This is a genomic window from Streptomyces lincolnensis (assembly GCF_021173675.1).
In the GTDB taxonomy this organism is placed as follows: domain Bacteria; phylum Actinomycetota; class Actinomycetes; order Streptomycetales; family Streptomycetaceae; genus Streptomyces; species Streptomyces lincolnensis_B.
In genome coordinates, this window is sequence record NZ_JAIHON010000026.1 from 54,061 (window position 1) to 67,250 (window position 13,190).

Here is a 13,190-nt window from a genome sequence, read left to right on the forward strand (position 1 = left end):
TGCCGGACAGTTCGTGTCCGGCACCCGCGCCATGTCAGCGGCTGCCCGCCTTCTCGTCGTAGGGCAGTTCGGCCACGGCGGGTGACGGGGCCGGGACGGACGCCCGCCGGACGCGCGCCGGATCGGTGCGGCGGGCGCACAGACGGTGCAGCCGCTCCCGGAGCCGACGGGTGACATGGCGGGCCCACAGGCCCCACATCGCCCAGCCGGGCCCGCGGTCGTCCCCGGCGTACCAGGCGAGTTCGCGGCCGGCCCGCGCGGGCCGCAGCGCGGTGAGCGGCGCGTAGTTCTCCACGACGAACGACCGCCCGGGCAGCGCCTCCCCCTCCGGCACCGGCCGGTGGGTCAGGTCCAGGTGCAGCGCCCGTACGACGTCCATGCCCGCGCCGTCGGTGAAGAGCCGGAACTGCGCGCCGGGACGCGGGTTGAAGTCGAGCAGGTGGTAGCCGCCGGTCGTGCCGCAGCGGCGGAAGTCCAGGTCGAGGATGCCCCGGTAGCCCAGCTCCCCGACGAGCCGCTCGGCATGGGCCCGCACCCGGGGGTTCGGCATCCAGCGGCCCACCGCGGTCAGACCGGCTCCGCGCGGCCAGGACCGTTCCTTCACCCCGGAACCGCCGCGCACCGCTCCGCCCCGGTCGGCGTATCCGTGGAAGAACCAGTCCCGGTTCGTCCCCGGCGGCAGGAACGCCTGGAGCAGCAGTGCGCTGCCCGCCTCCGAGGTGCGCAGATACAGCTCGCGCGCTTCCCGCGTGGAGCGCACCACGACCGTGCTGCGCAGCCCGCCGCCCGTCGGCAGCAGCCAGGGGCGGCTCCACTTCGCCACCACCGGCAGCCCCAGCCGCCAGGCGGCGGCAGCGGCCTCGCCGGCACTGTCCGGGACGACCGTCTCCGGATGCGGAACGCCCGCCGCGGCGCACAGTCGGGCCAGCTCGGCCTTGTCGGCCACCCGTTCCGACACACCGGTGGGCTGCCGCGGCAGCAGATAGGCGGGGGCGAGCTCCCTGCCCAGCCGCTCCACCGCCACCGCGCTCGAGTCGTCCATCGGGATCAGCACGGCGGGCCGGGCGACCCGGGCGGCCACCCCGCGCAAGGTCAGGGCGATCTCGGCCGGGGAGGCGCCGGGCGGCGGCGGAAGGTGCGACTGCCGCAGAAATCGGGAGGCGCCGACCGGACTTCCCCCGCAGTCGGCGACCAGATGTACGTCGACGCCCGCGCGGCCGAGTGAACGCACGGCACCCAGCGTGCCGTGGTGAAAGGGATTGCGGTCGATCCGCAGCAGAACGGCGGGGACTCGGGTGTCGAACAGCGACACGGGCTTTTCCTTCGGGTCGATTTCACCGGTCCGGGCGATCGGGACACTCGAAAGCCGTAACGGCGGTGGCGTAATTCCAGTTCATATGACTGAGTGTCAGTAACCGAGCTTCGGTAACCGGGCGTCAGAAACCGAGAGACGGGGCGCGCGAGAGTGGAGAAAGGAGCAGGCATGGCACCACAGCAACGACAGACCCGGCGCAGACGTCTGGCCTTCGTGGCGGCGACGGTCGCCGCGACGGCAGTACTGGCGTCCGGTTCTGGATTCGCCGCGGGCACGGGGGCGGCGCGGGCCGCCGATCCGCCCGCTCCGACCCCCGCCGTCACCCCGGTCCCGGTGCCGCCGGCCGTACCCCCGCAGCCGACGACCCCCGCCGTCCCGGAACCGGAGAAGCCCAGGGCCGACGTCCCCGCCTTCGGCGCCTACCTCGACTACGGCGCCCGCGGCGTGGCCCGGATCTCCGAGCTCAGCCAGTGGCTGGGTGGGGCCGAACTGCGCGTCGGCCACACCTATCTGCCCGGTGACCGCTGGAGCAACATCGAGGGCGCCCCCGGCTTCCTCGACGTCTGGGCGGACTGGCGCACCGAGAAGGACGACCGGATGCTCGTCCTGAACGTGCCCATGATGGAGCGCAACGAGGAGAACGTCTCCGACACCCAGGTGCGCATGCTGCTCCGCCGGGCGGCCGCCGGTGAGTTCGACCACCACTTCCGTGCCCTCGGCGAACGCCTGGTCGAGCTGAAGGTGCCGGACACGGTGATCGTGCTCGGCTGGGAGATGAACGGCATCACCTACACCCACCGCTGCGGTCCCGACCCGGAGTCCTGGAAGACGTACTGGAACCGGATCGTCACCACCATGCGCGCGGTGCCGGGCCAGAAGTTCAAGTTCGACTTCACCCCGACCCGCGGCCGGGACGCCATTCCGTGGACGCAGTGCTATCCGGGCGACGACACCGTCGACATCATCGGCATGGATTCCTACGACCAGCCGACCGGCCTGTCGTTCGACGAACAGATCAAGGAGCCCTACGGCCTCCAGGAACACGTCGATTTCGCCAAGGCCCACAAGAAGCCCATCTCGTATCCGGAATGGGGCCTGTTCCGCAACGGCGACAACCCCGAGTACATGCGGCGCATGCTCGCCTGGATGGACGAGCACAAGCCGCTGTACAACACGCTGACCGACTACTGCCCGCACGGAGTCTGGCAGTGCGGCAAGAACCCGAAGGCGTCCGAGGTCTACCGGTCCGTCCTCTTCGGCCGCACCGACCCGGCCCCGGTGCCGACCGAGCCCACCGGACCCACCACGCCGACCGATCCGCCCAAGCCGACGGCCCCGCCCGCCTGCTCGCCGCTGGACCTGGGTGACTGGGTCGAGTACTGGCTCGGCGGAAAGCTGTGCCTGCGCTTCGACTGGTTCTCGCGCAACCGGTAGCGGACCCGAGAGCGCACCCGTCGGCACCGCGCGGTGGCGGCAGGCCCCCTCAGGACCTGCCGCCACCGTCACGTTCCTTCCCCTCGTGCCTGCCGCGCCAGCGCAGCAGCAGCTCCTTGCCCCGCCGGCGCGCGGCGACGTCGCAGAGGACCGCCGTGAGCAGCGGGGCGGTGTGCGGGCGGGCCAGCAGCAGCCGCTGGTTGACGACCGGCTCGGGGCGCCAGTGGTGCTTGTACGGCTCGTTGCCCCGCAGCAGGCTGAGCGTGCCGGGGCCGCCGTCCCGGAGGTGCCGGGCGCACGCGTCGAGCAGCATCACCGCCACGTCCGCCTTGCGCTCCCGCAGCCGCGGATGGGCGCCGTACAGATAGCCGCCCGCCAGCCGCCGCGACAGCAGGGTCAGGTCCACGGCGACCACGTCGTCGTCCAGGCGGAACTCGGTGACCACCGCGTCCCCGGAGCGCACCATCGGCCCGACCGAGCGCACCAGGTGGTCGCGGAACCGCGGCCGCAGATGCTCGGACGTCACCTTCCGCCCCTGCCACTGGAGCCGGTGCAGATCGATCAGCCGCCCCAGCGCGCGGTCCACCTCGTCGGGGCCCACGACATGACGCTCGACGCCGAGCGCGGTCAGCTTGCGCAGCTTGGCGCGGGCCCGCTGCTGGGTCTTGGCCGACGGCAGCCGTGTGATCAGCTCGTCCATGGGGAGCGCGGGCAGCTCCAGGCACATCGAGTCGTCCACCCGGCGCCGGGGCCCGCTCCAGTGGTCGTAGACCCGCTCGGCCGCGCCGCCCGGGCGTACCTCGCGGAAGTCGATCAAGGCGGTGCGGGCGGCCTGGGCGAGGCCCGCGGCGAGTGCGGCCACCGCCTCCTCGCCGCGTCCGTCGTCGAGCAGGACGTCGCCGTAGTCGGAGATCGCGCCGCCGAGGGGGACCAGCGCGGGCACCGGGCGGCCGACGCGCATCAGGGGGGCGGCCGCGACGAGCTCGTCGCCGTCCCGCGCCAGCACGAGGCGCAGCCGTCCGGGCCTGCCGTAGGACTGCCACCAGGAGTGCAGCCAGGCGTGGGTCTGGAAGGGGGTCGCGGACGCGCAGCTTCGGTACAGCCGGGCCCACTGCGGGGCGAGGTCGGCGAAGGCCCGCTCATCGGTGACGAGTTCGGTGGTCAGTGTGGTCGTGGGGGCGGGGGCGTACGTGGCCTTCACAGCTGTCCGTGGACGTCGGCGGCGGGGGCCGGACCGGGCACGGAAGCCGGGCGGTCCGGCTCGCCCGTGGTGCGCCGGGGCCGCACCAGCAGCGCGAGGCCGCCCAGCAGGCCGCCCGCGCTCGCGCCGACCAGGCCCGTCACCGCCGGGGACGCCGAGGACGGCTCGGTGGGCTTGGTGGCGCGGGCGAACTGCTGGAGGACGACGTTGGTGTCGTCCTTGGTGTCGTTCGCGTGCCGGGTCAGGGCGCGCGAGACGGCGTTGGCCATGTCGGCGGCGAGGTCGGGGCGGGCGGAGGTGGCGGTGATCGCGACCATCGGCGCGTCCGGGGAGGTCGCCGTCTGCACACTGGACTTCAGGGTCTTCACCGGTACGCCCGCCCAGACCTGCGCGTCCCCCAGTACCGCGAGCTGCGTGGCGACCCGGCCGTACGCCGTGGCGAAGCCGAGCGCGGAGGCCGGGTCGGACTTCTCGGTCGGGACGGCGACGACGTAGGCGGTGGCGGTGTAGGCGGGCGGCTTCGCCAGGCCGTAGACACCGCCGAGCAGGCCGCCCGCGACGGCCCCGGCGGCGATCAGGGACCAGGGCGGGAGGGACTTGGCGCGGGCCAGGGCGGCGGGGCGGCGGCGGGGGCCGGTGGGCTTCTCGGCCGGGGCGGGCAGGGTGGTCATGAGGCACTTGCTCCCTGGGGTGACGGGGACACGGAGGGGACGGCCGTCGCGGCCGCGTAGACGGTCATGAGCCGGGCGGCGCTGCGGGTGATGTCGTAGTGGCGGGCGGCCTCGGGCGCGGCGCGCGGGCCGGGGCCCTCGGCGCGGGCCGCCACCACGGCCCGCGCGAAGGCGTCGACGCCGGTCGGGACGCGGCGCGCGGCGGGCGCCGCCTGGGAGGGCAGGTCCTCGATCGCCGGGCAGGAGGCGTACCGCACGGGCAGCCCGGACGCCAGCGCCTCCACCACCGCCAGGCCGAAGGCCTCCTCGGGGCACGGCGAGGCGAGCAGGTCCATCGCGGCGGTGAGGGAGGGCAGGTCGGGGCCCGGGGAGCCGTCGGACACGTAGGGACGTTCGCCCGTGAACAGCACCCGGTCGGCGACACCGGCCTCGCGCGCGACGCGCCGCAGCGCGTGTTCCTGCGGACCGCCGCCGACCAGCAGCAGCCAGTACTGGTCGGAGAGCCGGGCCAGGGCCCGGATCAGCACGTCGAAGTGCTTGCCCGGCGCGAGCCTGCCGATGCCGCCGACGACGTACGCCGTGTCCGGCAGCCCGAGCCGGCGGCGGGTGCGCAGCCGCACGGCCGGGTCGAAGCGGAAGCGGTCCAGGTCGATGCCGTTGGGCACCACCCGGATCCGGGGGGCCGGGACGCCCCAGCGGTGCAGGCGGGCGGCGACCGTCGGGGAGACGGCGACCGTGGCGCTGCCCAGGCGCTCGCTGGCCAGATAGAGCCCGCGGACCCCGGCGGTCAGTCTGCGGCCCTCCATCTGGGAGTCGCCCAGGGAGTGTTCGGTGGCGACGATCGCGCGGACACCGGCGAGCCGCGCGGCGAGCCGGCCGTAGACGCAGGCGCGGTAGAGGTGGGTGTGCACGAGGTCGTAGCCGCCGTCGCGGATCAGCCGGACCAGGCGGGGCAGGGCGCCCAGGTCGCGGTTGCCGGCCATGCCGAGGTGGGTGACCCGCACCCCGTCGGCGGTCAGCCCGTCCGCCACCGCGCCCGGGTTGGTCAGGGTGACGACATCGCAGTCCACGGGCAAGTGGCGCAGCAACAGCCGCAGTTGCTGCTCGGCGCCGCCGACCCCGAGGCCGGTGATGACATGGAGAGCCTTCACGTCACACGCCCTCGACCGGACGGCGGCGCAGCCGGTGCAGCCGGTACTTCAGCAGCAGGCGTACGGCGGTGTCGTTCTGCCCGATGTGCAGCCGTGGCAGGGCGTGCACGCTGTTCAGCGGGCCGGGGTCGATGGCGCAGGCGTAGCCGTAGCCGGTCTCGCGCACGGCGTCGACGACCCGCTGGTCGACCGTGCCGTAGGGGTAGCAGAAGCCCTCGACCGGGGCGCCGGTCAACTCCTCGAGCACGGCCCGGCTCTCGGCGACCTCGGACGTCAGGAGGGTGTCGTCGGCCTTCGTCAGGTCCACGTGGGTCAGTCCGTGCGAGCCGATCTCCACGCCCTCGGCGGCGGCCGCCCTTCGGATGCCGTCGGCGGTCAGCAGGGGCTTGCGGGGGCCCAGCGGGTCCCAGGCGTTGTCGCCGCCGAGCCGGCCGGGCAGGACGAAGAGGGTGGCGCCGCAGCCGTGCCGTTCCAGGACGGGCAGGGCGTGTTCGGTGAAGTCGGCGTACCCGTCGTCGAAGGTCAGCCCGACCAGGCCGCGGCCCTCGCCCCGGGCGCGGGCGGCGAGCAGGGCGGCCATGGAGACGCCGGTGAGGCCCCGGGCGCGCAGCCAGCGCAGTTGGGCGTCGAGGCGTTCGGGGGTGACCGTGATGCGGTAGGGGTCGTCGGTGGGGTCGCCCACGGAGTGGTACATCGCCACCCAGGGGACCGGGCCGGTTCTCGGCAGCGGGCGGGTGTCAGCGGTGACGGGCATGGCGGAGCCTTCGTGTGACGGTGCGTACGGAACGGAGTGCGGGGACGAGACCCTGGGCGCCCATGGACCGGGCGAGCAGGACGAAGACGACGGCCACCGTCGCCGAGCCGGCCGCGAGCGAGGCGGGGGCGGACTCGACACGGCCCGCGACGATCGCGCCCGCGACCGTGGCGACCACCGCCGCCCGCAGCGGCCTGCTCAGCTCGGCGAGGACCCGCCGCTTGCGGATCGGGACACTGCGCGGACCCATGCCCCACAGCAGCAGGACGGCCGTGACGGTGATGCCGGCGGCGTTCGCGGCGGCGATCCCGGACACGCCCCACGGGCCCACCGCCCAGACGCCGATCCAGGAGGTGGCGATGATGCCGACGGCCATCGTGGCGAGGGGGTACCAGCTCGGGCGGCCCGCCGAGAAGTAGGAGCGGACCAGGCAGCCGACCAGGGTCTGGCCGAGCAGGCCGAGCGCGTACACCCGCATGACGTTCGCGGTGGCCGCCGTGTCCGCGGCGGTGAACGCGCCGCGCTGGAAGAGGAGTTCGATGATCTGCGGGGCGCAGGCGATCACCGTGGCCGCGCCGAGCAGCACCAGACACGCGGCCAGCGCCAGGTCCCGTTCCACCCGGTCGCGGGCCCGTTCGGTGTCGCCGTCGGCCAGCGCCCGCGCGACCACCGGGAAGGTGACCGTGCACAGCATCAGCGACAGCGTCATCGGGATCTGGGCGACCTTCTGCGCGTAGTTCAGGTGCGAGATGGCCCCGGCGGGCAGCGTGGAGGCGAGGAAGCGCTCGATGAGGACCTGCGACTGGCGGCACAGCGCGAACAGCAGGACGGTGGCGACCAGGGTCAGCGTCACGGTCCGCGCGTCCGCGCCCCCTGCCGCGGGCGCGTCCTCCGCCGCCGGCGCCTGTTCCGCCGCCCGGTGTCGCAACCGCCGCCAGACGGACGGCAGTTGGATGGCCACCATCAGTCCGCTGCCGATCGCGACCCCGACGGCGGCCGAGCGCACGCCCCACTGCCCGCCCAGGACGAACATCGCGGTGATGATGCCAGTGTTGTACGCCACGTAGATCGCGGCCGGCGCCACGAACCGCCGGTGCGCCCGCAGGGCCGCGCTGGAGTACCCGGCGAGCCCGAAGCCCAGGACGCACAGGGCGGTGATCCGGGTGCAGTCCACCGCGAGAGCGGGGTCGGGCAGGCCCGGCGCGAGTGCCTCGACCAGGTAGGGGGCCGTCCCGGCGATCAGCGCGGACACGGCGACGAACGCCAGCGCCAGCCGGGGGAGCGTGGTGGCGACCAGCGCGCGCACCGGGTCGCCGGGGGCACCCTGCGCGCGCCGGGCCAGGGCCAGGCTGAACGCCGGGACCAGCGCGAAGGCCATCCCGTCCTCGATCAGCAGCGTCGCCGCGAACTCCGGGACCGTCCACGCCACCAGGAAGGCGTCCGTCTCGCTCCCGGCCCCGAACAGCCGTGCCAGCGCCTGGTCCCGGGCCAGCCCGAGCACGGCGCCGGCGACGGAGAGGACGGCGGTGACGAGGGTGGCCTTGGCGAGGAACCCGCGGGAGACGGGGGCGAGTTCGGTGCCCGGGCCGGCGGGGGGCGGTGGGGGCGCCGGGGCGGACGTCGTGGCCCGGTCGGGTTGGCGGTCGGGTTCGCGTGCGGGGGAGGGCAGGGAGGCGGCGGGGGGCGGGGATCCGGGTGCCGGGGAGGTGGGGGCGTGCGGCCCGGATTCCCCATACACGCCGGAGCCCTCCTCGGCCGGTGCGTCCGGCGGTGTTCCGGAGCCCTGGAGCTCCTCCGGTGTCCGCGGCGGTGTCACGGTCATCGCGCCGCGACCTTCTCGCCACGGGCCGGGACCGGGTGGCCCGCGTCCGCCCGCACGGCATCGCCCCCGACCAGCGCCCACCACGCCACCAGCCCGAAGGACACGGCCGTCAGGACGGTGGAGGGGCCGCCGATGTCGGCGTAGGCGAAGTCGGTGAGCTGCCAGACGAGCAGCCCGCAGGCGACGAGGGCGCAGTCCGGGCCGGGTCCCTCGCGCCGGACCCGGACCAGTCCGCGCAGCGCGCACACCAGCAGGGCCAGCCAGCTGCCGGCCAGGGCGAGGAGGCCGACGAGGCCCTGTTCGGCGAGGACGAGGAGGTACATGTTGTGCGGGGAGAGCAGCGGCTGCTTGCGGAAGCCGGCGCCCGCGCCCTCGGTGTCGCTGCCCGAGGACAGCGCGAGGGAGGCGTGCGCGTCCCGGTGCTCGGGGAAGCCCTTCAACCCGACGCCGGCCAGGGGCTGTTCGCGCCACATGCCGACGGCCGCCGCCCACATGGTGTACCGGTCGGTCACGGACTGGTCGGGCGCGTCGGTGACCCGGGTGATGCTGTCGATCCGCTCCTGGAGCATCGCCGTGCCGACGCCGAACCCGCCCACCAGGATCACCGCGGCGGCGGCCACGACGGCCCCCACCTTCAGCGCCCGCCGCATCCCGGCCAGCAGCAGCTGCGCCAGACACGTCACCGCCGTGGCGATCCAGGCCCCGCGGCTGAAGGACAGCGCGAGCGGCAGCAGCAGCGCGACCGCGCACCCGGCGGCGATCGCCCGCTGCCGTACGGAGGTCCGCCCCAGCGCCAGCCCCACCGCGCACACCAGCCCGAAGGACACGACGGTCGCCATGCCCATCACATCGCCGGCCCCGAAGGTGCCGACGGCCCGGATCGTCTCGCCCTGGTACGACGCCCCGGTCCCGGTCGCGTACTGGTGCACGCCGATCGTCCCCTGCCACAGCGCGAGCCCCACGAACGACCAGGCCAGCAGCCGGAAGTCGCCCCGGTCGCGGATCAGCAGCAGCACGGCCGCGGGGACGAGCACGAAGACCTGGAGGTAGCGGCCCATCCCGGTGAGCCCGGCCCCCGGCGAGGCGGCCCCCGCCGCGGCGACGGCCAGCCCGAGCACGGGCAGGCCCAGCAGCACGGCGGAGGTACGGGTCAGGGGGCGCCGCCGGTCCCGTACGAGACGGATCGCGCAGTACAGCACCACCAGCGCGGAGACCGCGTCGGCCGGGCCCGCGCCGCCCTCGGCGCCGGGGGTGAGCGGCAGCGCGAGCAGGACGACCACGGCCACCACGGGCAGGACGGGCGACCACTGCCGCGGGTGCGGCAGTGCCAGTGCCTGGCTCATGCGCTCAGCTCCCCGTCGGGCGCACGAGGGCGGCCGCGGTGCGCAGCAGGATGCAGACGTCCTGCCACAGCGACCAGTTGTCGATGTAGGCGTTGTCGAAGCGGGCCCGGTCCTCGATGGAGGTGTCGCCGCGCAGCCCGTGCACCTGGGCGAGCCCGGTGATCCCGGTCTGCATCCGGTGCCGGGCCGCGTAACCGGGATAGGTCTGGCTGAACTTGCCGACGAAGTAGGGCCGTTCGGGGCGTGGCCCGACCAGGCTCATGTCGCCCCAGAAGACGTTCCACAGCTGGAGCAGCTCGTCCAGCGAGGTCTTGCGCAGGAAGCGGCAGAACCACGGCATCCGGTGCTCGTTCGCCACGCTCCAGCGGGTCGCCGCCTCGTGCTCGTCGACGGGGCGGTGGGTGCGGAACTTCAGCAGGGTGAAGGGCTTGCCGCCCTTGCCGATGCGCTCCTGACGGAACACCACCCCCGGCCCGCTGCTGAGCCGCAGCGCCACCGCGCACACCAGCAGCAGCGGGCTGACCAGCAGCAACAGCGTCCCGGACACGGCCACGTCCAGCGCCCGCTTGCCCGCGGTACCGCGCCGCCGCGTCCCCATCTCCAGGCGCCGGCAGGCGAATCCGGCCAGCTGGTCGCGGGAGGCGTACGAGGGCGCGTCCGCGTCGATCTCCCACACCGCGCAGCCCGACTCGGCGAGCGCCCGCAGCAGCGGCCCCTGTTCGGACCGTACGGACGGGTGAACGACCAGGACGTCCCGGGCGCCGTTCTGGACGAGGGCCCGCTCGACCTCCTCGCCGGTGGTCAGTACGGGCAGCGTCTCGCCGCCCTCCGGCCGCTCGCTGACGATCCCCACGGGCCGCACCCCGCACCGCGGATGACGCAGGACGGCGGCCGCCACGCGCTGCGCGGTCGCCGCCGGGCCGATGACGAGGGCGGCGCGCGGCCGGGCCAGCCGCACCGCGCGCCGCCGCCAGTGCACGAGGCCGCGGCCCACGCAGCCCGCCGCCGCCTGGAGCAGGAAGCCCAGGGCGAGGGTGCGGGCGGACAGGGCGTGCTGGGGGGCGTACGCGGCCACGAGCGCGCCCAGCGCCAGCCAGGCCACCGCGATCCGGCCACACACGCCGGGCAGTTCGTCGAGGATCCCCGGCACGGGTCGGTTCAGGTGCGGGCGCAGCAGCATCGACGCGGCCACCAGCAGGCCCGCGAGCAGCGGCCGGTGCTCGGCCCCGGCCAGCGCCAGGGCGCCGAACAGGGCGGCGACGGCGTCCGCGGCGAGCAGCGGGACCGGCGAGGCGGGCCGCGCCGGGGGTCTGCGGGCCGGGAAACGGAAACCGGCGGCGGTACTGCGCGCCGGCATGACGGAGACGGACGAGAAGGAGCCGGACGAGAGTGCGCCCGACGAGAAGGAGCCGGACGAGAAGGAACCGGACGAGAGGGAAACGGGCGAGAATCCGGGATCCCGTGGCTGCCCGCCGGGCGAGGGGACGGTGCTTTCCGCGGTCACGAGTGGATGGACTCCCTGTACTCGGTGGGCACGGCATGCGCTGCGAGCGCGCCGCCGAGCAGTTCGCGGTAGACGTCCGCCACCGCCTCGGCCGTGTGCCGCACGTCGTGCGTGGACAGGACGTGACGACGTCCCTCATGGCCGAGCGACTCGCGCAGCAGCGGGTCGAGCAGCAGCTCGGTCATGGCGTCGGCCAGCCGCGCCGGATCGCCCGGTGGCACCAGACAGCGGGGCAGCAGGTCCGGCGGCAGGCTTTCCCGGGCGCCGTCCACGTCCGTGAGCAGTACGGGCCGCCCGCAGGCCATCGCCTCCAGCGGGGCGAGTGCCATGCCCTCCCAGCGCGAGGGCAGGACGACCAGATCGGCGGCCTGGTACCAGGGCGCGACATCGGTGACGGCCCCCGCGAACAGCACCGACTCCGGTGCCCGCGCCCGGAGCCGGTCCCGCTCGGGCCCGTCGCCGACCAGCAGCAGCCGGGCCCCCGGCACCCGCCGGGTCACCGACGGCCAGGCCTCCAGCAGGACGTCCTGCCCCTTCTGCCGGCACAGCCGCCCCACGCACACCACGAGCGGCGCCGCGGGGGGAACACCGGGAAGGAGCGTGGCCCGTACGGTGTCGACGGCGGCGGGGTGGAAGCGCGCGGGCTCGATCCCGTTGGGGACGACACTCCACCGCCCGTCGATCCCGGCGCGTACGCCGGTCGCGCGCTCCCCCTCGCTCACACACACCATCCGGTGCGCCCAGCGCGCCCCCCGCTGTTCCCATCGCAGCGCGAGCGCCGAGGTGAGCCCGCCGACCGCCTCGAACGACCAGGCGTGCGGCTGGAACACGGTCGGGGTCCGGCCCCGCACGGCGAGCCGCCCCGCGAGTCCGGCCTTCGCGCTGTGGGCGTGCACCAGATCGGGGCGTACGTCCTCGATCACGCGAGCGAGCCGTCGTACCTCTCGAACGAGTGTCGGGCCCGGTGAGCGGGTCGCCCGCCAGTGCCGGACCTCGGCGCCGAGCGACCGCGCGGCGGCGGCCAGCGGGCCGTCCGGGCAGGCCACGGTGACGTGCAGACCGGCCGCGAGCTGCGCCCGCGCCAGGTCCGTCACCACACGGGCGACACCGCCGTCCACGGGCTGGGTGATGTGCAGGACCCGTGGCGGAGGGTCGGGTGCTGGCTGGTGCATGCGCGGTTTTCCTCGCTCACGGACGGCGCTCGGTACGGGCGGAACGCGCCTACGTGCGGGCGTCTACGGCGACGAAGAGCACGCCGGCCCATGCCGCGTCCGGCAGGGAAACGAGCCGGGAGCCCGGCTGGTCACCGCCGGGTCGCCACGCCTTCTCGTGTTCGAACACATCGCGAGCGCGGCACGGGGCGTTCGTGTGCGCGGGTACGCGCGCGGCCGGGGCGGTGGAGTTGCTCATGACGGGCTGTGCCCTTCCGGCAAAGAAAGAGGGGAGTGTGATCGTCGGGCTATAGGGGTGCGTCAAGAGGTCCGCAACTCTAGTCGCTATGCGTATTAATCCGGCGAAACCGGGCAAGTGTGTCGGAATCGTGGAGCGGGGCCTTCCGCGACATCACTCCATTGGCGGCACAACCCGCGCGGGCCCCACGCGTTGACACAGCGCCGGGCACCCCCGCCCGGATGTTTGTTTCAACCCCAAGGAGCACCTCTCCATGTCGCGTATCGCGAAGGGCTTGGCCCTGACCACCGTTGCGGCCGCCGCCGTTGCGGGCACCGCCGGCATCGCCGCCGCCGACAGTGGCGCGCAGGCCGCTGCCGCCCACTCCCCGGGTGTGCTGTCGGGCAACGTCGTCCAGGTTCCGGTCCACGTGCCGGTCAACGTCTGCGGCAACACCGTCAACGTCATCGGTCTGCTGAACCCCGCGTTCGGCAACGAGTGCGTCAACGACTGACGTCGACGCGCCATCCTTTCGCCGGCCGCCCTCCCGTGGTTCTTCCACGGGAGGGCGGCCGGTTCTGTCGTGCCTGTTCTCGTCGTGCTGGT

The 13,190-nt window shown here is 74.5% G+C and carries 12 protein-coding genes; 2 read left to right on the forward strand and 10 right to left on the reverse strand.

Annotated features, from left to right (window positions below; all coding sequences use genetic code 11):
- Positions 1 to 34 precede the first annotated feature (34 nt).
- Positions 35 to 1,312 (reverse strand): carboxylate--amine ligase, encoded by a 1,278-nt coding sequence (locus K4B79_RS45450; protein ID WP_232033341.1) that lies wholly within the window; start codon positions 1,310 to 1,312, stop codon positions 35 to 37.
- A 171-nt stretch (positions 1,313 to 1,483) separates the two neighbouring features.
- Here K4B79_RS45450 and K4B79_RS45455 point away from each other — a divergent pair, with 171 nt between their 5' ends.
- Positions 1,484 to 2,749, forward strand: coding sequence for a glycoside hydrolase family 26 protein (locus tag K4B79_RS45455; protein ID WP_232033342.1), 1,266 nt, complete (start codon positions 1,484 to 1,486; stop codon positions 2,747 to 2,749).
- Positions 2,750 to 2,798: 49 nt separating this feature from the next.
- Here K4B79_RS45455 and K4B79_RS45460 read toward each other — a convergent pair whose 3' ends face one another.
- The 9 genes from K4B79_RS45460 to K4B79_RS45500 are packed head-to-tail and all read right to left on the reverse strand — an operon-like array spanning position 2,799 to position 12,605.
- Complete coding sequence (locus tag K4B79_RS45460; protein WP_232033343.1) at positions 2,799 to 3,950, reverse strand: GNAT family N-acetyltransferase; 1,152 nt, start codon at positions 3,948 to 3,950, stop codon at positions 2,799 to 2,801.
- Entirely contained in the window at positions 3,947 to 4,621 is a 675-nt protein-coding gene (locus K4B79_RS45465) for a lipopolysaccharide biosynthesis protein (RefSeq protein ID WP_232033344.1), read from the reverse strand. The genes K4B79_RS45460 and K4B79_RS45465 overlap by 4 nt, the downstream gene beginning before the upstream one ends.
- Positions 4,618 to 5,772, reverse strand: coding sequence for a glycosyltransferase (locus K4B79_RS45470; protein WP_232033345.1), 1,155 nt, complete (start codon positions 5,770 to 5,772; stop codon positions 4,618 to 4,620). Before K4B79_RS45470 ends, K4B79_RS45465 begins: the two co-directional genes overlap by 4 nt.
- Position 5,773: 1 nt before the next feature.
- On the reverse strand, positions 5,774 to 6,526 hold the full coding sequence (locus K4B79_RS45475) for a polysaccharide deacetylase family protein (RefSeq protein ID WP_232033346.1): 753 nt from the start codon (positions 6,524 to 6,526) through the stop codon (positions 5,774 to 5,776).
- On the reverse strand, positions 6,510 to 8,348 hold the full coding sequence (gene murJ / locus K4B79_RS45480) for a murein biosynthesis integral membrane protein MurJ (RefSeq protein ID WP_232033347.1): 1,839 nt from the start codon (positions 8,346 to 8,348) through the stop codon (positions 6,510 to 6,512). The genes K4B79_RS45475 and murJ overlap by 17 nt, the downstream gene beginning before the upstream one ends.
- Positions 8,345 to 9,691, reverse strand: a complete 1,347-nt coding sequence (locus K4B79_RS45485) for an O-antigen ligase family protein (protein ID WP_232033348.1) — start codon at positions 9,689 to 9,691, stop codon at positions 8,345 to 8,347. Before K4B79_RS45485 ends, murJ begins: the two co-directional genes overlap by 4 nt.
- Positions 9,692 to 9,695: 4 nt before the next feature.
- Positions 9,696 to 11,195 carry a sugar transferase gene (locus K4B79_RS45490; protein WP_232033349.1) on the reverse strand — a complete coding sequence of 500 codons (1,500 nt, stop codon included), beginning with the start codon at positions 11,193 to 11,195 and terminating at the stop codon, positions 9,696 to 9,698.
- Positions 11,192 to 12,367, reverse strand: a complete 1,176-nt coding sequence (locus tag K4B79_RS45495; RefSeq protein WP_232033350.1) for a glycosyltransferase family 4 protein — start codon at positions 12,365 to 12,367, stop codon at positions 11,192 to 11,194. Before K4B79_RS45495 ends, K4B79_RS45490 begins: the two co-directional genes overlap by 4 nt.
- Positions 12,368 to 12,416: 49 nt before the next feature.
- Positions 12,417 to 12,605 carry a hypothetical protein gene (locus K4B79_RS45500; protein WP_232033378.1) on the reverse strand — a complete coding sequence of 63 codons (189 nt, stop codon included), beginning with the start codon at positions 12,603 to 12,605 and terminating at the stop codon, positions 12,417 to 12,419.
- Between the two features lie 253 nt (positions 12,606 to 12,858).
- Between K4B79_RS45500 and chpG the strand changes: the two genes are divergently transcribed.
- Positions 12,859 to 13,098 (forward strand): chaplin ChpG, encoded by a 240-nt coding sequence (gene chpG, locus K4B79_RS45505; RefSeq protein ID WP_232033351.1) that lies wholly within the window; start codon positions 12,859 to 12,861, stop codon positions 13,096 to 13,098.
- Positions 13,099 to 13,190 lie beyond the last annotated feature (92 nt).